12 protein-coding genes and 1 pseudogene are annotated in these 21260 nt (G+C 70.6%); 10 read left to right on the plus strand and 3 right to left on the minus strand.

The features are described from left to right. Positions 1 to 6: 6 nt before the first annotated feature. Complete coding sequence (locus ACFSVL_RS17940) at positions 7 to 975, minus strand: helix-turn-helix transcriptional regulator (RefSeq protein WP_378305528.1); 969 nt, start codon at positions 973 to 975, stop codon at positions 7 to 9. 63 nt (positions 976 to 1038) lie between these two features. Here ACFSVL_RS17940 and ACFSVL_RS17945 point away from each other — a divergent pair, with 63 nt between their 5' ends. From ACFSVL_RS17945 to glgB, 6 genes are all read left to right on the plus strand, one after another. Beyond that, complete coding sequence (locus ACFSVL_RS17945; protein ID WP_378305530.1) at positions 1039 to 1464, plus strand: nuclear transport factor 2 family protein; 426 nt, start codon at positions 1039 to 1041, stop codon at positions 1462 to 1464. A gap of 103 nt (positions 1465 to 1567) precedes the next feature. Next, positions 1568 to 3712 carry a glycogen debranching protein GlgX gene (gene glgX / locus ACFSVL_RS17950; protein WP_378305531.1) on the plus strand — a complete coding sequence of 715 codons (2145 nt, stop codon included), beginning with the start codon at positions 1568 to 1570 and terminating at the stop codon, positions 3710 to 3712. 287 nt (positions 3713 to 3999) lie between these two features. Then, the gene (locus ACFSVL_RS17955; protein ID WP_378305533.1) at positions 4000 to 5979 is read left to right on the plus strand and encodes an alpha-1,4-glucan--maltose-1-phosphate maltosyltransferase; all 1980 of its coding nucleotides are present in this window, start codon (positions 4000 to 4002) and stop codon (positions 5977 to 5979) included. An 83-nt stretch (positions 5980 to 6062) separates the two neighbouring features. Further along, positions 6063 to 7856, plus strand: a complete 1794-nt coding sequence (gene treS, locus ACFSVL_RS17960; protein WP_378305535.1) for a maltose alpha-D-glucosyltransferase — start codon at positions 6063 to 6065, stop codon at positions 7854 to 7856. Positions 7857 to 7902: 46 nt separating this feature from the next. Further along, entirely contained in the window at positions 7903 to 9270 is a 1368-nt protein-coding gene (locus ACFSVL_RS17965) for a maltokinase N-terminal cap-like domain-containing protein (protein WP_378305846.1), read from the plus strand. Positions 9271 to 9274: 4 nt separating this feature from the next. After that, entirely contained in the window at positions 9275 to 11476 is a 2202-nt protein-coding gene (gene glgB / locus ACFSVL_RS17970; RefSeq protein ID WP_378305537.1) for a 1,4-alpha-glucan branching protein GlgB, read from the plus strand. Between the two features lie 520 nt (positions 11477 to 11996). Here the strand turns inward: glgB and ACFSVL_RS17975 are convergent. Beyond that, a complete protein-coding gene (locus ACFSVL_RS17975) occupies positions 11997 to 12971 on the minus strand; it encodes a helix-turn-helix domain-containing protein (protein WP_378305538.1) in 975 nt (324 codons plus the stop codon). A gap of 103 nt (positions 12972 to 13074) precedes the next feature. Between ACFSVL_RS17975 and ACFSVL_RS17980 the strand changes: the two genes are divergently transcribed. From ACFSVL_RS17980 to ACFSVL_RS17990, 3 genes and pseudogenes are all read left to right on the plus strand, one after another. Further along, positions 13075 to 17172, plus strand: coding sequence for a S8 family serine peptidase (locus ACFSVL_RS17980; protein ID WP_378305540.1), 4098 nt, complete (start codon positions 13075 to 13077; stop codon positions 17170 to 17172). Positions 17173 to 17380: 208 nt separating this feature from the next. Continuing rightward, positions 17381 to 18208: pseudogene (locus tag ACFSVL_RS17985) on the plus strand (glycoside hydrolase family 16 protein); the annotation flags it as partial. Positions 18209 to 18416: 208 nt separating this feature from the next. Then, positions 18417 to 19802, plus strand: a complete 1386-nt coding sequence (locus ACFSVL_RS17990) for a trypsin-like peptidase domain-containing protein (protein WP_378305542.1) — start codon at positions 18417 to 18419, stop codon at positions 19800 to 19802. Between the two features lie 26 nt (positions 19803 to 19828). Here ACFSVL_RS17990 and ACFSVL_RS17995 read toward each other — a convergent pair whose 3' ends face one another. Then, positions 19829 to 20650 carry an oxidoreductase gene (locus tag ACFSVL_RS17995; RefSeq protein WP_378305543.1) on the minus strand — a complete coding sequence of 274 codons (822 nt, stop codon included), beginning with the start codon at positions 20648 to 20650 and terminating at the stop codon, positions 19829 to 19831. 79 nt (positions 20651 to 20729) lie between these two features. Between ACFSVL_RS17995 and ACFSVL_RS18000 the strand changes: the two genes are divergently transcribed. Then, positions 20730 to 21254 (plus strand): MarR family winged helix-turn-helix transcriptional regulator, encoded by a 525-nt coding sequence (locus ACFSVL_RS18000; protein WP_378305848.1) that lies wholly within the window; start codon positions 20730 to 20732, stop codon positions 21252 to 21254. Positions 21255 to 21260 lie beyond the last annotated feature (6 nt).

Raw genomic sequence — 21260 nt, forward strand, 5'->3', positions numbered from 1 at the left:
CGGAGTCTAGCGGCGATACCGCCCGAGCATCTCCTCCAGCACCCCGGCCACCCGGTCCCGAAGCTGTTGCGGCGCAACCACTTCCACGAGCGGCCCAAGCCGCAAAAGATCGTGAACCGCCTGCCCGTCCTCCTCGACCGGAACGACCACCCGGGTCCACCCGTCCGCCTCGACCACCCCGCTCTCCTGAGCCGCCCGAGCGAAAGCTGGCTCGGCAAGCTGCGGCAAAAGACGCAAACCCTCCGGAGACACCCGCAGCACCGCCTCGCCTTGATGCCGCCGGGCATCGAAATCTTCGAGGTAGCTCTGCCAGTACCCACTCAGCTCGAAGTCCCCGGCACGGTCGAAGGACTCCTCAAGCATCTCCGCCGAGACGATCCGCGCCACCCGGTAAGTCCGGAACTCCCCGGTACGGGCGACCAGGTACCACTGCCCAGCCTTGAGCACCACGCCGTACGGCTCAACGGTCCGGGTCACCTCGTGCGGCGCTGCCCAGCGCTGATAGCGGATCCGGACCCGGCGCTGCTGCCACACCGCGTCCGAGACGGTCGGCAGCTGCGGCGTGGCTTCGGCACCGTGGTACCAGGACGAAGCGTCCAGATGGAACCGCGCGCGCAAGAGATCAGCATGCGCACGAAGGTCAGCAGGCAGCGCGGCCAGGAGTTTGCGCTCCGTGTTCGCCACGACCGGCCCGAGGCCGAGCCCGGCGGCCGCGACGGGCAGGCCGGTGAGGAAGAGCGCCTCGGCCTCTTGCCGCGTCAGGCCGGTCAGCTGGGTGCGGTAGCCGTCGACCAGGCGATATCCGCCGTCGTGGCCAGGTTCGCCGTACACCGGGATGCCAGCCGCGCTCAACGCCTCGATGTCGCGATAGATCGTGCGCGGGGAGACCTCCAGCCGCGCGGCGAGGTCGTCCGCGGTCCTCGGCTGCCGGGCCTGGAGCAGCAACAGGATCGAGACGAGCCGGCTCGCGCGCATGGCACCAGCATGCCTGGATCCACTGACAAAAGATGTCAGCAGACCCCGGTTAACGTCCGGATCATGAACGAAAACACCCAGGCCGTCGTCGAAGAATTCCTCCGCCGGACCGCAGGGGACACCCCGGAGCGGATCGCCGAGCTTTACGCGGAGACCGTCGACTGGCGGGTGAGCTGGCCAGCACCAGAGCATCCGGACGTGCCGTGGATCCGTCCCCGGTCCACCCGGGCCGACGTCGCGGACCACTACCGGACCTTCGCGCGCGTCTGCGTTCCCGAAGCCGGCGAAGTGCGGCTCGACCAGGTCATCGTCGACGGCGCGGACGCGGTCCTCTTCGGAGCCAGCTTCCAGCAGGTCAACCCCACCGGCCAACGCTTCGCGATGACCTTCGCGCTCCGGCTGACCGTCCACGAAGGGCTGATCTCGCGGCACCACATGTACGAGGACAGCCTCGCCGTCGCGGCGGCTTTCCGGGCGCGCCCGGCCTGACCTCGGTTCGCGGGGCCGTCTGCCCAGGTCACCACCCCTATCCTCGCCAAGTTCAGCCAAGCGCCGGAGCCCGGGGCCGCCCCGGGTTTGGAAAGATCGGCGCATGGCACAACGACCCGCACCCGACAACCAGGTCCTCGCCGGACGGCCGTTTCCGCTCGGCGCCCACCCGGAGGCGGGCGGCGTCCGGTTCGCGGTGACCTCGCCGGTCGCCGACGCGGTCGAGGTGTGCCTCGTCGGCGACGACGGTTCCGAGCGGCGGATCGAGCTGACCGAACGCACGTTCGGCGTCTGGCACGGGCTCGTCCCCGGCGTCACGGTCGGCCAGCGCTACGGCTATCGCGTGCACGGCCCGTACGACCCGGCCCGCGGCTACCGCTGCAATCCGGCCAAGCTCCTCGTCGACCCGTACGCCCGCCGGATCACCGGGAAGCTCACCAGCCTGCACGCCGCGCAGGGCTTCACCGGCGACCCGGACCGCGGTCCGATGTCCACTGTGGACTCTCTGGGCAGCGTGCCGCTGTCAGTCGTCACGTCGCCGGGCGGACAGGACACCGGGGTCAAGCCGGAGGTGCCGTTCGAGGAGTCGGTGATCTGCGAACTGCACGTGAAGGGGTTCACCCAGCAGCATCCGTTCATCCCGGAGGCGCTGCGCGGCACATACCTCGGCCTCGCGCATCCGGTGGCGATCGAGCACCTGACCCGGCTCGGCGTGACGACCGTCGAACTGCTGCCGGTGCACGCGTTCGCCGACGAGCCCGCGCTGATCCGCTCCGGGCGGCACAACTACTGGGGCTACTCGCCGCTGGGCTACTTCGCGCCGCACGCCGGGTACGCGAGCGAGCCGGGCCGCGAGGTCGAGGAATTCCGCACGATGGTGGCGGCCCTGCACGCGGCCGGCATCGAGGTGCTGCTCGACGTCGTCTTCAACCACACCTGCGAGGGCGGACCGGACGGCCCGACGCTCTCGCTGCGCGGCCTCGACGCCCCGGCGTACTACCTGCACACCCGCCGCGGGCACATGGCCGACCTCACCGGCTGCGGCAACACCCTCGACGCCGGTTCGCCGACCGTCGTCCGGCTGGTCACCGATTCGCTGCGGTACTGGACGCAGGAGATGGGCGTCGACGGGTTCCGCTTCGACCTGGCGAGCACGCTCGGCCGCCCGCGCGGCGAGATGTTCGACCGCGAGTCGACGATGCTCACCGCGATCACCACCGACCCGATCCTGTCGCGCTGCAAGCTGATCGCCGAACCGTGGGACGCGACCGGCGAGGGCTACCGCGTCGGCGATTTCGGCGCGCAGTGGGCCGAATGGAACGGCCGCTACCGCGACACCGTCCGCGACTTCTGGCGCGGCGCGACCGGCGTGCGCGACCTCGCCTATCGGCTGTCCGGCTCGTCTGACCTGTACGACCACAACCTGCGCCGGCCGTGGCAGTCGATCAACTTCGTCACCGCGCACGACGGCTTCACGCTGCGGGACCTGGTGTCCTACAACGAAAAGCACAACGAGGCCAACGGCGAGGACAACCGCGACGGCACGAACGACAACCGGTCGTGGAACCACGGCGCGGAGGGCGAGACCGACGACGCGGCGATCGTCGCGCTGCGCACCCGCCAGGCCCGCAACCTCTTCGCGACGCTGCTGCTGTCCACCGGGACCCCGATGTTCACCGCGGGCGACGAGATGTGGCGGACCCAGCAGGGCAACAACAACGCCTACTGCCTCGACGACGAAACGTCGTGGCTCGACTGGACCCCGACCGAGGCGTCCGAGCCGATGCTCGCGTTCGCCCGCCGGGTGGTCCGGCTGCGCGCGCACAGCCCGGCGCTGCGGCAGCCGGAGTTCTTCGAGGGCCGCACGACGGTCACCGGCAAGCCCGACCTCGTGTGGTTCCGCCCGGACGGCGAGGAGTTCGACGAGATCGACTGGTTCGACGAGGACCGCCGCACGCTCTGCATGTGGATCGACGGCTCGAACAGCCAGGCGCGCAACCGCGAGGGCGCGCTCGTCACCGACCATTCGTGGCTGCTGGTGCTGCACGCCGGCGCGGAACCGGCCGAGGTGGTCCTGCCCGGCCCGGAGTACGGCGAGACCTTCAAGCCCACTTTGGACACCAGCACCGCCGACGGCACCCCGGCCAACCCCGGCGTGCTGGAACCGAAGGCGCGGATCACGGTCGAGGCGCGCTCGCTGCTGTTGCTGCGCGCGCCGCGGGACACGGTGGAGATCCCGCAGCTGTAGGCGGTGCCCGCGAAACCGGGATATTCCACAACTGGAGACCGGTACTCGCGGGTAATCACCGGAACGCGCCGCCGATTGTTAACGCAATTCGGCGCGCGTGTTGCGGGCGGGAGACGGGAATGCGTCCGGAAGTTCCGCCGAATGGGCCCGTTTCGCCCGACCGGGTGGCGGGAATTTCCGAAAAAGGCCCCGCTGTCAACGGCTTTGGAGGAATCAGGCACACTGGCCGTGCTCGCGGAAGCACACTCCGCCCACACTCCCACCCACGGTGAAAAAGGGGCATTGCCATGACCGGCAGGCTCGGGATCGACGACGTCGCACCCATTGTCAGCTGCGGCCGGTATCCGGCCAAGGCCGTCGCAGGCGAACATTTCCCCGTCACCGCCACGGTCTGGCGGGAGGGCCACGACGCGGTCGCCGCGACGGTCGCCTGGCGCGGCCCGGGCGACCGGGCCGCGCGCCAGACGCGGATGGCCGAACGGGGCCGGGGGCTCGACCGCTTCGGCGCGGTGATCGTGCCCGACGCCGAGGGCATGTGGACCTATCGCGTGGACGCGTGGAGCGATCCGTGGGCCACCTGGGAGCACGCGGTGGAGGTGAAGATCGCCGCCGGGCAGGGGCCGGGGGAACTGGCCAACGACCTGGAGAGCGGCGCGCTGCTGCTCGACCGGGTGTCGCGCCGCCCGGAACGCCGGGCCGAGCGCCCGCTGCTCGCCGGGGCCGCGGCCGCGCTGCGCGACGACGAGCGCGACCTCGCCGAGCGCGTCGGTCCCGCGCTGTCGCCCGAGGTCCGCCAGCTGATGCACGACTTCCCGGTGCGCGAGCTGATCACCAAGGGCCGCGCGCTGAAGCTGTGGGTCGACCGCAAACGCGCCGCTTTCGGTTCGTGGTACGAATTCTTCCCCCGTTCCACGGGCGGGGTCGACGCGCAGGGCCGCGCGGTGCACGGCACCTTCGCCACCGCGCGGCGCGAGCTGGACCGCGTCGCGGGCATGGGCTTCGACGTCGTCTACCTGCCGCCGGTGCACCCCATCGGCCGGGTGAACCGCAAGGGCCCCAACAACACCCTCGACGCGACGCCGGACGACGTCGGCTCGCCGTGGGCGATCGGCGCGGACGAGGGCGGGCACGACGCCATCCACCCGGAGCTGGGCACGATCGAGGATTTCGACGCCTTCACCGCGCGCGCCGGGGAACTCGGCCTCGAGGTCGCGCTCGACCTCGCGCTGCAGGCCGCGCCGGATCACCCGTGGGTGGTCAAGTACCCGGAGTTCTTCACCACCCGCCCGGACGGCACCATCGCGTACGCGGAGAACCCGCCGAAGAAGTACCAGGACATCTACCCGGTCAACTTCGACAACGACCCGCGCGGCATCTACGACGAGGTGCTCCGCGTCGTGCTGCACTGGGTGTCGCACGGGGTGCGGATCTTCCGGGTCGACAACCCGCACACCAAGCCGCCGGACTTCTGGGCGTGGCTGATCCAGTCGGTCAAGGACGCGCATCCGGACGTGCTGTTCCTCGCCGAGGCGTTCACCCGCCCGGCCCGGCTGTGGGGGCTGGCGAAGCTCGGCTTCACCCAGAGCTACACCTATTTCACCTGGCGCACCACGAAAGAAGAGCTGACCGAGTTCGGCACGGACCTCGTCGAGCATTGGGACCACGGGCGGCCGAACCTGTTCGTGAACACCCCGGACATCCTGCACGAATCGCTGCAGCACGGCGGTCCCGGCATGTTCGCGCTGCGCGCCGCGCTGGCCGCGACGATGTCGCCGACCTGGGGCGTGTACTCCGGCTACGAGCTGTTCGAGTCCGAGGCGGTGCGGCCGGGCAGCGAGGAGTACCTCGACTCGGAGAAGTACCAGCTGCGCCCGCGCGATTTCGCCCGCGCGCTCGCCGAGGGCCGTTCGCTGGAACCGTGGCTGACCCGGCTCAACGCCGTCCGCCGCGCGCATCCGGCGCTGCAGGGCATGCGGTCGCTGCGCTTCCACCACGTCGACGCCGACGCGCTGATCGCCTACTCCAAACAGGATCCGGCGACCGGCGACACGGTCGTCGCGGTGGTGAACCTCGACCCGCACAACGCGCACGAGGGCACGCTCTGGCTCGACCTCCCGGCGCTCGGCTTCGACTGGTCCGAGCGGCTCATCGCGCACGACGAGGTCACCGGCGAGACGTGGGACTGGGGCCAGGCGAACTTCGTCCGGCTCGAACCGTGGCGGGCGGTCGCGCACATCGTGGCGCTGCGCCGCCGGCTCGCGGCCTGACCAGAAAAAACCCTCGTGAGCGGTTATCCCGGCCGGAACCGGGATAACCGCTCACGAGCAGCACTCACGACAAGGTGGAACGGATGGACGAGGACAGCCGGCCCGGCGCCGCCGCGGGACTGGCGGGCGTGCCGCACACCGGGGAGGCGGTGACCGCCGACGGCCTGCTGGTCGAGCCGCAGGCGGACGACTTCGGGCACGCGCACGCGGCGCCGAAGGACCCGGAATGGTTCAAGAGCGCGGTGTTCTACGAGGTGCTGGTGCGCGCGTTCGCCGACTCGAACGGCGACGGCACCGGCGACCTGCGCGGGCTGGCGGAGCGGCTCGACTACCTCGAATGGCTCGGGGTGGACTGCCTGTGGCTGCCGCCGTTCTACGCCTCGCCGCTGCGCGACGGCGGCTACGACATCAGCGATTTCCGAGCCGTGCTCCCGGAATTCGGCAGCGTCGAGGACTTCGTGTACCTGCTCGACGAGGCGCACCGGCGCGGCATCCGGGTGATCACCGACCTCGTGCTCAACCACACCTCGGACGCGCATCCGTGGTTCCAGCAGTCGCGCTCGGACCCGGACGGCCCGTACGGCGACTACTACGTGTGGAGCGACGACGACTCCCGCTACGCCGACGCGCGGATCATCTTCGTCGACACCGAGACGTCGAACTGGACCTACGACCCGGTGCGCGGCCAGTTCTACTGGCACCGGTTCTTCTCCCACCAGCCCGACCTCAACTACGAGAACCCGGCCGTGCAGGACGCGATGATCGACGTGCTGCGGTTCTGGCTCGACATCGGCATCGACGGGTTCCGCCTCGACGCCGTGCCCTACCTGTTCGAACAGGAAGGCACCAACTGCGAGAACCTGCCGCGCACGCACGATTTCCTCAAACGCTGCCGGAAGGTCGTCGACGACGAGTTCCCCGGCCGGATCCTGCTGGCCGAGGCGAACCAGTGGCCGACCGACGTGGTCGAGTACTTCGGCGACGCGGAGTCCGGCGGCGACGAGTGCCACATGGCGTTCCATTTCCCGCTGATGCCGCGGATCTTCATGGCGGTGCGCCGGGAGTCGCGGTTCCCGATCTCGGAGATCCTGCTGCAGACGCCGCAGATCCCGTCCGGCACGCAGTGGGGCATCTTCCTGCGCAACCACGACGAGCTGACGCTCGAGATGGTGAGCGACGAGGAACGCGACTACATGTACTCCGAGTACGCCAAGGACCCGCGGATGAAGGCCAACATCGGCATCCGCCGCAGGCTGGCCCCGCTGCTGGACAACGACCGCGACCAGCAGGAGCTGTTCACCGCGCTGCTGCTGTCGCTGCCCGGGTCGCCGGTGCTGTACTACGGCGACGAGATCGGCATGGGCGACAACATCTGGCTCGGCGACCGGGACGCGGTCCGCACGCCGATGCAGTGGACGCCGGACCGCAACGCCGGCTTCTCCACCTGCGACCCCGGCCGCATCTACCTGCCGGTGATCATGGACCCGGTGTACGGGCACCAGGCGCTGAACGTCGAGGCGCAGGCGGACAACGCGTCGTCGCTGCTGAACTGGACGCGCCGGATGATCGAGGTCCGCAAGCAGCACCACGCGTTCGGCCAGGGCGATTTCGCCGACCTCGGCGGCTCGAACCCGAGCGTGCTCGCCTACCAGCGCCGGTGGCTGCGCCCGGACGGCCGCGAGGACGTCGTGCTGTGCGTCAACAACCTGTCCCGTTTCCCGCAGCCGGTGGAACTGGACCTGTCCGCGCACCAGGGCGCGACGCCGGTCGAGCTGACCGGCGGGGTGCGGTTCCCGGACATCGGCGAGCTGCCGTACCTGCTCACGCTGCCCGGACACGGGTTCTACTGGTTCCAGCTGCTCGAGCCGGAAGAATGAGGTGAGTCCGCTGCCGCATCGCGATTCCCCGCCGGAGCCGTCCGAAGTGCCCGAGCTGCCCGAGGTTTCCCGGGCGCTGACCGCCCTGCTGCCCGGCTGGCTGCCCGCGCAGCGCTGGTTCGCCGGCAAGGACCGGCCGGTCGACGAGGTCCGCCCGGCCGGCCTCACCGTGCTGGCCGGGCCGGATCCGCTGCTGGTGCACGCGGTCGTCGAGGTGTGCCAAGGCGACCGCACCGAGCTGTACCAGCTGCTGATCGGCCGCCGGTCCGGGGTGCCCGAGGTGGCGTCGGCGGCGGTGCTCGGCGACGGGTTCTACGAGGCGAGCGGCGACGCGGACCTCACCGCCGGGCTGCTGGACCGGATGGCCGCGGGTGAGTCCGCCGGCCCGCTGCGGTTCTCCGCGGAGCCGGACACGACGCTCGACCCCGGGCTGCGCTCGCGGCCGATCACCGCCGAGCAGAGCAACACTTCGCTGGTCTACGGCGGGCAGTACATCCTCAAGCTGTTCCGCAAGCTCAGCCCCGGCATGAACAAGGACCTGCTGCTGCACCGCGCGCTGCAGGACGCGGGCTGCAAGCACATCGCCCGCGTGGTCGGCTCGATCTCCGGCGAACTGCACGGCGAGCCCGCGACGATGGGGATGCTGCAGGAGTTCCTGGCGGACGCGGTCGACGGCTGGGCGATGGCGACCACGAGCGTGCGGGACCTGCTGGCCGAACCGGACCAGCCCGCGGCCGAGGCGGGCGGCGACTTCGCCGGCGAGTCCGAGCGGCTCGGCGCCGCGGTGGCCGAGGTGCACGCGGACCTGGCGACCGCGCTCGGCACCGAGCCCGCGGACAGCGACGAGCTGGACCGCACGGTGCGCGCGATGACCGAGCGCCTCGACCAGGTGTCCAGCGTCGTCCCCGAGCTGGCGGTGCACGCGCCCGCGCTGCGCGAAGCGTTCGAAGCGGTGCGCGCGCACGAGTCGCCGATTGTCATGCAGTACATCCACGGCGATCTGCACTTGGGCCAGGTGCTGCGTACCGTCAGCGGATGGCTGTTGCTGGACTTCGAAGGCGAACCGGCCGCCCCGGTCGCGGAACGGCACGCGCTGCGCTCGCCGCTGCGCGACGTGGCGGGCATGCTCCGGTCGTTCGACTACGCGGCGCACCAGCGGCTCGTCGGGCAGCCGGAGAACGCGGACGTGACCCGGCACGCGATGGAATGGGCCCGGCGCAACCGCGCCGCGTTCTGCGCCGGGTACGCCCGCGCCGCCGGCCCGGTCGGCGACCCGCGGGCGCACGCGGGTCTGCTCCGCGCCTTCGAACTGGACAAAGCGGTGTACGAGGTCGCCTACGAGCACGCGAACCGGCCGGACTGGCTGAGCGTGCCGCTGGCGGCGATCGCCCGCAGCACCGACGGAAGCGAGTGACCCCGTGAACGCTGTCCCCGCGGATCTGCCCTCGGCGGCGCCGTCCCCGCTCGACATCGACCGGCTGCTGGCGGGCGAGCACCACGACCCGCACGCGGTGCTGGGCGTGCACACCGACGGCAGCGACATCGTCGTGCGCGCGCTGCGCCCGGGCGCGACGTCGGTGTCGGTCGTCGCGGGCGACCGGCGCGTTCCGCTGGAACGCGTGGCGGACGCGCTGTTCGCCGCGGTGCTGCCGGAACATCCGGGCGACTACCGGATCGAAGTCGGCTACGACAACCGCACGGTGGTCACCGACGACCCGTACCGCTGGCTGCCGACGGTGGGGGAACTGGACCAGCACCTCATCGGCGAAGGACGGCACGAACGGCTGTGGGACGTGCTCGGCGCGCACGTGCGCCGGTACGACACCCCGAACGGCGTCGTCGAAGGCGTGTCCTTCGCGGTGTGGGCGCCGACCGCGCGCGGCGTGCGGGTGATCGGCGACTTCAACGCGTGGGAGGGCCGCGGCCACCCGATGCGCTCGCTCGGGTCCTCGGGCGTGTGGGAGCTGTTCGTGCCGGGCGTTTCCGTCGGCAGCTGCTACAAATTCCGCATCCTCGGCGCGGACGGGCACTGGCACGAGAAAGCCGACCCGATGGCCTTCGCCACCGAGGTGCCGCCCGCGACCGCGTCGAAGGTCACCGAATCGTCGTACGCCTGGGGCGACGCCGGCTGGGTCGCCCGGCGCGAGGCGACCGACTGGGCGGACGCGCCGATGAGCGTGTACGAGGTGCACCTCGGCTCGTGGCGGCCCGGGCTCGGCTACCGCGAGCTGGCCGACCAATTGGCCGACTACGTCGAGGAAACCGGCTTCACGCACGTCGAATTCCTGCCGGTGGCCGAGCATCCGTTCGGCGGCTCGTGGGGCTACCAGGTCACGTCGTACTACGCGCCGACGTCGCGCTTCGGCTCGCCGGACGACTTCCGGTACCTGGTCGACCACCTGCACCAGCGCGGCATCGGCGTGCTCGTGGACTGGGTGCCCGCGCATTTCCCGCGCGACATCTGGGCACTGGCGCGGTTCGACGGCAGCCCGCTGTACGAGCACGAGGACCCGCGCCGCGGCGAACAGCCGGACTGGGGCACGCTCGTGTTCAACTTCGGCCGCAACGAGGTCCGCAACTTCCTGGTCGCGAACGCGCTGTTCTGGCTGGAGGAGTTCCACCTCGACGGCCTGCGCGTCGACGCGGTCGCCTCGATGCTGTACCTCGACTACTCCCGCAAGGACGGCGAGTGGCTGCCGAACGAGTACGGCGGCCGGGAAAACCTCGACGCGGTAAGGTTTTTGCAGGAACTGAACGCGACTGTCTACAAGCGACACCCCGGCGTGGTCATGGTCGCCGAGGAATCCACCGCGTGGCCCGGCGTCACCCGCCCGACGCACCTGGGCGGCTTGGGTTTCGGCTTCAAGTGGAACATGGGGTGGATGCACGACACGCTCCGCTACCTGTCGCACGAGCCGATCCACCGGGCGTACCACCACAACGAGATGACCTTCTCGCTCGTGTACGCGTGGAGCGAGAACTTCGTCCTGCCGCTCTCGCACGACGAAGTGGTGCACGGCAAGGGTTCGCTGTGGGAACGGATGCCGGGCGACGACTGGAACAAGGCCGCCGGGCTCAGGTCCTTGCTGGCCTTCATGTGGGCGCACCCGGGCAAGCAGCTGCTGTTCATGGGCGGCGAATTCGGCCAGCCGCGCGAATGGTCGGAGTCGCGGTCGCTGGACTGGCACCTGCTGGAAACCCCGCTGCACCGCGGCGTCCGCGACCTGATCCGGCAGCTGAACGCGCTCTACCGGGACACCGCCGCGCTGTTCAGCGGCGACGTCCGGCCGGACGGCTTCCGCTGGATCGACGCGAACGACTCAGCGGGCAACGTACTGAGCTTCCTGCGCCTGGGCGCGGACGGCTCACGGCTGGCGTGCATCGCGAACTTCGCCGGGATCCCGCACCACGACTACCGGGTCGGCCTCCCGTCCGCGGGCCGTTGGACCGAGGTGCTGAACACGGACGCGGCGTCCTTCGGCGGTTCGGGAGTCGGGAACCTGGGCGCGGTCGAGGCGACTGAGGAACCGTGGCACGGGCAACCCGCGTCGGCGGTGCTGCAACTGCCGCCGAGCGGGGTGTTGTGGCTGCTGGAGGAACGTCCGTCCACTGAGGACTGAGTCTGGGCCCGCCGACCGCTGCGGTCCACGTCCGTGAGGGACCCCTTGAGGGAATCCAAGTCCGTGAGGGTGCCCCTCACAGACGGCGGAGGGCCAACGCCAAAGGCTCAAGCCGGGTGACGTCAGCCTGCTGACTGTCCATAAAGGACTCACAGGTCAGCGAAATGCCCGACTGCTGCCAGAATGCCCGTTTATTCAAGTCCGTGAGGGGCACCCTGAGGGAATCTGATTCCCTCAGGGCGACCCTCACAGACAGCACGCCCGCCGCCCGCCCCGGCCTCGCCGCCAGCCGATCCGGTCCGCCAGCCGCTCCGGCCCGGACGGACACACCTCAGCCACACCCATAACGCCGCCCTGAGTCCCTGGCATAGGAATCTGGGTCTGTGAAGGGGCCCTTCACAGACCGCTGGGGGTTGCTGAGGTCCGTGAGGGGAACCCGGAGAGACTCAGCGTCCGTGAGGGCCACCTTCACGGACTCCAGCGGCGGCGAGGTCTGTGAAGGTTCCCCTCACGGACCTCGTCACAACAACCCACGCCCCACCGCATTCATCCCAGCCTGAAACCGCGTAGTAGCGTTCAACTCCGCCATCAACCGCCGCACCCTCCGCTGCGTCGTCCGCGCACTCCACCCCAGCGCCCGCGCAATCCCCGCATCCGTCTGCCCCGACGCCAGCAACGTCAGCAACGTGGCAGTGTCCGGATCCGCACCAGCAAGCGCACCAGTGATCGGCACCGCCCGCTCCCACTCCGCCTCGAAGAGCGTGACCAGCGCGTCCAGCAACGCCGACGCGTGGATGATGTACGCCGCGTCCACCACCCGCGGCGACGAGCTGATCGGGATCACCGCGACCTTCTCGTCCGCCATCACCATCTTGATCGGCAGCGTCGGACGCACCCGCGACCGTTCGCCGTGGCTGGCCAGGATGTCGCCGCGCAACCGGCCGGGCACCGCGACGGCGGCTTGCGCGTAGATGACCCGATAGGCGATGCCCGCTTTGAGCCGCCGCTGCTCCTCGCCGAGGTTCGCGCCGGGCGGTTTGACGTACGGCGGCCGGTCGAAACCTCGGATCTGTGTCCGGGCTTCCTCCTGCAATCGCAGCACGCGGCTGTCGATGTTCTCCGCCCCGGTGACGACTTCGACCAGTTCCGCCGGGTGCGTGAACCGGCTCGCCTCGCGGTGCACCTCCATCAGATCCTCGATTTTCGCCCGCGCCTCGCGCAGTTCGGCGGCCCGCTCCGCGGCGAGTGCGCCGAGCGCGAGTTCGGGCGGCGCGGCGAGGTAGCGCGCGGGCCGTCCGGGCACGCGACTGGCCAATCCGGCTGCGGTGAGCCGGGAAAGCGCGCGCGACACCTGCTGTGCCGACAACCCGCACTGCTCGGCGACGTCGACCGCCCGGGTGCGCGGATGTCCGACGAGTGCGGTGTAGACCCGGGTGTCCGAAAGCGGCAGCCCGAGCGCGGACAAATCCGGCGCGGCCTGGCGTGAATCAGCCACCTGGCGACTATTGGTCATGGTGGCTATCTTGCGCCACGCCGTCACGGGCTGGGAAATTGATCCGATCACTGACCCCCGTCCCCCCGACGCGAAAGGGGGCGCTGTGTCTCGCGCCCGAACGTCTTCGCTGCGCATCATCGTCACCGCCGTGACGTTGTGCGGCCTCGCCGCGGCCCCGGCCTTTGCCGCGCCGCCACCCGATCAGCCCCCGTCCAGACACGTCGCGATGCCGGACGGGGGAGCAGTCACGCTCGCCGCCGACGGCACCGCGACCCGCGCCGACGCACACGGCAAGACCGTCGCGAAAACCGTGCTGCCCCTTGCCCAAGGCACGTCCGCGCTCGGCGGTTTCGCCCCGACCGACGACGCCGTCCGAGCCGCCTTCACCCGTCAGCAGCCCCATGACGTCGTCGTGCACCTGGCACCGTCGACCTCCGTCACAGGCCCGCCGATCGCGGCGGGCAAGCGGGCCGCTCGCACTTCCGACAACGTTGTCAACACCGCGTTGGCCGAGGTCGGCGCAACCTCAGTCGAGCCCGTTTTCCCGGACGCCACCGACGTTCCCGCACTTTCGAAGACCGTCCTGGTGCACCTGCGCGACTCCGACGCCGCCGAGGCCGCCAAGAAGCTGTCCAAGACCCCCGGCGTAGTGAGCGCCCGCGTGAACCGGCGGGTCTCGGCGATGTCGACCGGCCCAGTCCCCGTGCCACCGAAGCAGAAGCAGAACCAGGCGCACGTCAAACCACCCGCGCCGCTCCCGGACAACTACGGCGTCAGCTCGTCCGCGGAGAGCTACCTCAACGCGGGCGGCACCAACGCACTCGGCGCGTACAGCCTGCTGAAGTCCAAGTACGGCCAGCTGCCCGGCGCCGGCCAGATCATCACCAACGTCTCCATCGGCGACCTGACCGATCAGAGCATGGCCGACGCGGGCGACCAGTACGTCCGCGCCTACGGCCCGACCACGATCGTGCGCGACGGCCAGCGGTACCTCGATCTGCCTGCCATGCCGCTGATCCCGACCTACACGGCCAGCCCGTCCGGCAGGCTGGACCCGCTCGGTGCGGCGGAGGGCCAGGACCCGGCGCTCGGCGAGGTGCTGCTCGACTTCGGCGTGATGGCCCCGCTCCCGCACGACGCGCAACGGCCGGGCGCGACCGGCTCCGGCTACACGGATCTGCTCGGCATCGCGCCGGGCGCGCAGTACCGGCTGGTCGTGCCGCAGGAGCCGACCGTCGACCAGATCGCGGTCTCGCTGCTGGCCGCCGCCCGGCAGACGCCGCGGCCGGACGTGATCACCGCGAGCCTCGGCGAAGGCACGGACACGGTCGGTTTCCCCGGCCGGTACCTCGAAGACGATCCGGTGCTGCAGTCCGTGGTCAGCACGATCGTGCACCAGTACCACATCGTCGTCACCATCTCGGCCAACGACGGAACCCGGCTCTACACGCCCACCGCGGTCGGTCCGGACGGCGGCAGCACGCCCACCGACGTCGCCCGCGATGCCAGTGACACCACCGACATCGACGACGACGCGTACTCCACGACGCCCACCAAGGTCCTCGACAGCGGCGCGATCGCCGTCGGCGGCACGACGCTGGACGACACCCTCTCCGTGCCGCAGCGATCAGGCACCCCGGCCGCGCACAACCCGACCTTCGCCACCACCCGCTTCAACGGCGGCGCGGCCTACTCGTCCGGCTTCGGCTCACGGGTGAACATTTCCGCGCCCAGCGACGGAATTCTCGTCTACGAGCACAAAGAACGCGGCTCCGCCCAGGACGTGACTCCGGTGCTCAACGGCGGCACCTCGGCCTCCGCGCCGATGACCGCCGCCGCGGCCGCCGTCGTGCTGCAAGCCGCGAAACTCAGCGGTCGCCCGATGAACCCGCTCGACGTCCGCAACGTGCTGACGCGTTCAGCGCGGCCAGTGGCGACTCCGCCGCAGGCCGACCGGCCGGTGACCGTCGGACCGCAGCTCGACGTGACCGCCGCCGTCCAATCGGTGCTCGGCGTGCACACCGCTCCGTCCATCGCGCGGATGTCGGTCGCACACCGGGTCACTACGGGCGGGCTCGGCGCGGCGTTCGTCGAAGACGCCCCGGACGGCCGGATCGACCTCGCCACCCAGGGCACCGGCGAAGGACTCGTCGGCCCGGTGACGATCGGAGCCGACGTCGTGGGCGCGCCGCCGGGTGCGTCGTATGCACTGAAGGTCGGAGGCAAGGAGTTCCGCTCAGCGGTGCCCGCAGTACGGCTGAGCCCGGCCGAACTCCTGACCGCCGCAGGCCTTCCGGTGCTCGCCACGACCGACCGGACCGTGCCGGTCACCTTCGAGGTCCGCATCGCGGGCTGGCCGCTCGCGTCGGCCAGCCGCACTTTGACGGTCGGCCCGACCGACGGCACCTACGCCGAAGCGCAGGCCCCGGTCGCGCCCGCGACTGTCCACAGCGGAGAGTCAACCCGCGTGCACTACGACCTCACCGGCGTGCGGAATCTGTCGAACCCACAGCTCGTCGTGTCGACAGTCGGCCACTGGAGCCCGGTCAGCGCCCCGCTGTTCGGGACCACGTTCAGCGCGCCGCTGACCGCGACGTCCGGCGACGTGCTGGTGCCGGCCACCGCGTTCGCCGCCGGCAGCGGGATCTACGGCATCGGAATCGTGCAGCGGTCGGTCACCGGCAGCGTCGGCGATCCGATGTACGGCGAGTTCACCGCGGTTCGCGTCGGCGGCGATGCCGGACAGCGGCCGGACGCGCCCATTCTCAACACCGGGCACCACGCTGAAATCACCCGCGCCGCGCCCGGGTTCTCGGTCGGCTACGACGTCCGCGGCATTCACGGCGCGACCGGCGCGGCGGTCGAGTTCTCCGCACCCGCGCCGACCCTGTTCAAGTCGCTCAACACCGTGACGAACGCGAACGGCGACAGCCGGGACGCAGGCGGACCGAGCGCCGGATCAGTTGCGTACCAACAGCTTCCCGGCCGCAACGGCACCGCGAAGCTGGACGCGGCCAAACTCGGGCTGGGCGGTTCGCTGTCCTACAACGTCCGCGTCTTCGCCACCGACGCGCACGGACACATCCTCGGCCAGGCCTCGCCGACGTCGTTCCTCACCGTGGACGACGGCCTCGCGCCAGGAGACACCGTGGTGACGAGCTTCGCGGCTTCGGCCACCGGCACGTCGTACGTCGCGCTGCGCGAACCCGGCGCGGGGGAGTCGGTGCGGGAGTACGACGCCGCGAAGGGCACCTACGGCCGGGCCCTCGCCAGCGACGCCTCGCCCAACCGCGGCTACCAGGTCCTCGGTGCCGATCCGGAAGCGCATCGCTTGGTGCTGCTGCACTTCGGCGGCGAACCGTCCACTGTGGAGACTTATGACACGGCGTCGGGCAAGCTCGTCGCCAGCGCCTCCGCAGCCGGGTACTCGCTCAACGGCGGCCGGGTCGATCCAGTGCGGCACCGCGCCGCGCTGCTGGCCCACCACGACGGTGACAACGCCGACGCGGTCCTGCCGCTAGACCTGGCCACCGGCGCGTTCGGCAAGCCGCTGCCCGCCGATCCGCCCGGGGTGGCGCCCGGCGCGTACCGGATGCTCGACCTCGATCCGGCGAACGGTTTCGTCTACCTGAGCCGGGTCAACCAGAGCATGATCTGCTTCAGCGGCGGCGCGGGTCCGCTGGCTCGCGTCGACCTGGACTCCGGAGAAGTCCGGCGAGCGGACGGTGGCAGCGGCTGCGCCACCGGACTGGCGACCGACTCCGGCTCCGGCAAGATCTACCAGCCGGAGTACCGCGCGATCAGCCTCAACATCGTCGGCACGACGTCGCTGGCGTCGGTCGACGGGACGACGCTGGCGTCGGCGGGCACGATCGGCGTGCGCAAGCAGCGCGGCGGGTTCCTGGCCGTCGACGGCGCGCACCACCTGGGGCTGGAGGCATTCCGGACCCCGCCGGTGCTGTCGCAGTTCGGCAAGGTCGGCGGCGTGGTCACCGACAACAACGCGACGAGCCAGTTCGCCGTCGTCGACCTCGCCGCCGGGAAGCCGATGGCGGTGGTGCCCGGTCTGAACTTCGTGACCGGCCCGTTCGGCGGCGAGTACGACCAGCTGACCGAGCGTTCGGCGCAGCTCGACCCGGCCAGCCGCACCGGCTGGGTCCCGTCGGCGGACGGCCGCCAGCTGCAGCAGTTCCGGTACTGAACGAGCGCCGGAGGACCGGGCGGTTTGCCCGTCCGGTCCTCCGGCGCTGCCCGGAATTCCCCGAGGAACCACCCGCGCGGACCTTCGGTCGGAAAATGACCCACGGAATGCCTTGCCGGTGCGGGACCCGGTCGGCATACTTTGTTGCCATCCACAACAAACCCGGGTGGCGCCGCCAGGCCGCCCTCGAGTGATTGAGGGATGACCAGTGACTTCACAGACGTCTAGAAAATCCCGGTGGCGGCTGCTCGCGCTTCCCGCGGCGCTCGTCGTCGCCGGCGCGGTCGCGACGGCGCCCGCGGGGAACGCCGCGCCCGCCGCCGCCCCGGCCGCCGGGTTCTCCGACGACTTCGACGGCCCGGCCGGCTCGCCTGCCGACGGCGGCAAGTGGACCTACGAAACCGGCGACAACAACGGCAACAACCACGAACGGCAGTGGTACACCTCGGGCGCGGCGAACGGCGCGCTCGACGGCCAGGGCCACCTCGTGATCACCGCGAAGAAAGAGAACTCCGGCAACAACTGCTGGTACGGCGCGTGCCAGTACACCTCCGCGCGGCTGAACACCTCGGGCAAGTTCAGCCAGGCGTACGGGCACATGGAAGTGCGGATGAAGCTCCCGCGCGGCCAGGGCATGTGGCCCGCGTTCTGGATGCTCGGCGGCGGCCAGTGGCCGGACGACGGCGAGATCGACGTCATGGAGAACATCGGCAAGGAGCCGAACACCGTGCACGGCACCATCCACGGCCCCGGCTACTCGGGAGCCGGCGGCATCGGCGCGGCGTTCAACGGCCCGAACTTCTCCGACGATTTCCACACCTACGCGGTCGACTGGTCGCCGGAAAAGATCGTCTGGCTGGTCGACGGACAGGCCTACCAGACCCGCACGCCCGCGGACCTGAACGGCAAGAAGTGGGTCTACGACCATCCCTTCTTCCTGATCCTCAACCTCGCGGTGGGCGGCGACTGGCCGGGCGACCCGGACGGCAACACGCAGTTCCCGCAACAGCTGGTGGTCGACTACGTGCACGTGAGCTGACCACCCTCGCCGCCGCCGGATCCTCGGCGGCGAGCGGAGAGCGCGGTCTCCGCGGCCCCGCCCGGCTCAGCCCATTCTGAGCCGGGCGGGGCTTTCTCGTGCCGCTGAAGCGGTCCACAGCTTCTCCACGGACGACGGCAAGGAAAATCTCAGGTACCGGGTGTTTGCTGAGCTGGCGGAGGGTCACGAGACGCGGGAGCGCAGCATGAACGAGCAGGACCAGGGACAGTCCGGCTACCCCGGACAGCAGGGAACCGGGCAGCCGTACCAGCAGGGCTGGAGCCAGCACCAGGCCTGGGGCGCCCCGCCGCCCGGCGGTTACGGCCAGCCGTACCCGGGCCAGCAGTTCGCGACGCCTTACCCTCAGCCGCGTCCCAGCCACCCGCTGCGGACCGCGGCGATCACGGTCGGGGCGATCGTGCTGGCTGTCGCCGTCGGGCTCGGGGTCGGGCACTTCGTGTGGACGCCGTCCGCGCCGTTCGGCGTCTCCGGGAACCAGAACTTCGGCTCGATCGGCAACCAGACCAACCCGTCGAACACCGCGATCGACCCGCAGGCGATCGCGAAGAAGGTCAGCCCGGGCATCGTCAACATCAACACCGAACTGGGCTACCAGGGCGCGGCCGCGGCGGGCACCGGCATCGTGCTCACCGCCGACGGCGAGGTGCTCACGAACAACCACGTCGTCGAGGGCGCGACCAGCATCAAGGTCACCGACGTCGGCAACGGCCAGACGTACACCGCGTCCGTGCTCGGCTACGACCGCAGCCACGACGTCGCGGTCCTCAAGCTCGCCGGCGCGTCCGGGCTGGCCACCGAGGAACTCGGCGACTCGTCGTCGGTCAAGGTCGGCGACGCGGTCGTCGGCCTCGGCAACGCGGGCGGAGCCGGGGGAGCGCCGGTTCCCGCTCCCGGGCGGGTGACCGCGCTGAACCAGTCGATCACCGCGTCCGACGAATCGAACAACTCGTCCGAGCGGCTCACCAACCTGATCCAGGTCGACGCCAACATCCAGTCCGGCGACTCCGGCGGCCCGCTGGTGAACGCGCAGGGCCAGGTCATCGGCGTGGACACCGCGGCCTCGGCCGGCTACCAGTTCAACGGCGGCGGACGGCGCGGGCACGGCGGCCTCGGCAACGGCTTCCCCGGCGACAGCTCGCAGGGCTCCGAGGGCACCGACGGCACCGAGGGCAACGGATCGACCGGCCACGAGGGTTATGCGATCCCGATCAACCAGGCGATCTCCATCGCGCACCAGATCGTCGGCGGCACCGGCTCCGACACTGTCCACATCGGAAAGAGCGCGTTCCTCGGCGTGACCGTGAGCGGCGCCGGGCAGGGACAGCAGGGCGGAACCGGCGAGGGCGCGGCGATCCAGCAGCTCGTCGCCGACGGCCCGGCCGCGAAGTCCGGCCTCGCCGCGGGCGACGTGATCACCGCCGTGGACGGCAAGGCCGTCGACTCGCCCACCACGCTGACCACCCTGATGGACCAGCACCACCCCGGCGACAAGCTCACCGTGACCGTGGTCAACCAGGCCGGCCAGCAACGAGACGTGACCGTCGTGCCCGCCGAAGGCCCCGTCGGCTGACCCTTCCCGCGTTATCCGGACGGCCTTCAGTCGTCCGGATAACGCGTGTCCAGGGAGACTTCCTCCCACGCCGCGAGATCCGCGAGCTGCCGCTCCAGCTTCGCCCGGATCCGGTTCACCGCCTCCGGCCCAAGCGGGAGCCGCAACGGCGCGTCCGGCGTGTCGACCAGCTTGAGAATCGCCTCGGCGGCCTTGACCGGATCGTTCGGCTGCACCCCGTCCTGCGCGGAAAACTGCCGGCGCATCACCCCCGCCGGAGTCTCCCGGTAATCGTCGATCGGCTCGGAAAACGTCATCGACCGCCCGGCGAAGTCCGTCCGGAACGGCCCCGGCTCTACGAGGCTCACCCGGATCCCCAGCGGCCCGACCTCCCCGGCGAGCGCCTCGGACATCCCCTCGAGCGCGAACTTCGACGTCGCGTACAACGCGTGCCCCGGATTCCCGACCACGCCGCCCACCGACGACAACTGCACGATGTGCCCGCTGCGCTGCGCCCGCAGATGCGGCAACACCGCGCGCGTGACGTTGAGGACGCCGAACACGTTGGTCTCCAGCACTCGCCGCGCCTGCTCGTCCGTCAATTCCTCAAGCGCGCCCACGAGCCCGTGCCCGGCGTTGTTGACCAGCACGTCGATCCGCCCGTACTCGGCGATCGCCGCGCTCACCGCCGCTTCCACCGACGCCGGATCCGTGACGTCCAACCGTGCCGTGAACGTGTTCAGCTCGCCGAGCGCCGATGTGTCGCGAGCCGTCGCCACGACCTTTTCCCCGCGCGCCAGCACGGTTTCCGCGAGCACGCGGCCGAACCCGCTGCTCGCTCCCGTGATGAACCAGACGCGTCCGGACATGCGGACCTCCCCAGGACCAGGTACCTTGATACTCAAATCAAACTACCTTGAGCATCGAGGGAGTGTCCAGTTGGACTCAGTGGGGGCGGGCCTCGCCGCATGGCTGGCGGTCATGCCGGACGGCGTGGACGGACCGGTCGAGGCGGCCCGGCAGCGAATCGGCCGCCTGTCGAGGCAGTTCGAACAGGTGCTGCGCGGCGTCGCGGAGGAATACGGCTTCAGCACGGGGGACTGGCAAGCCCTGTCCGCCCTGCACCGCTCCGGCCGCGTCGCCGTGCTGACGCCGAAGGAGCTGGGAGACCGTCTTGGCGTCACGTCCGGCACCGTCACCGTCCGAATCGACCGCCTGGAACGAGCGGGCCTGGTAGAACGCGTCGCGGCCACTTCGGACGGCCGCAGCCGCCCGATCCGCCTGACCCGGAAAGGCCGCGCCCGCTGGGCCGCCGCCACGAAAAAACGCACCGAACGAGAACAAGCCCTGTTCACTGCGGCCCTGGGCGAGGACGGCCTCGCCGACCTGAACACCCTGCTGGCCCGCCTCCTGACCCGCTTCGAATCCGAACTCGGCCCCTCCTCCCCGCACGACGCCCTCCGCCCGGAGTGACTTTTT

Origin of the sequence: Amycolatopsis silviterrae, from assembly GCF_042684085.1 — a bacterium.
GTDB lineage: Bacteria > Actinomycetota > Actinomycetes > Mycobacteriales > Pseudonocardiaceae > Amycolatopsis > Amycolatopsis silviterrae.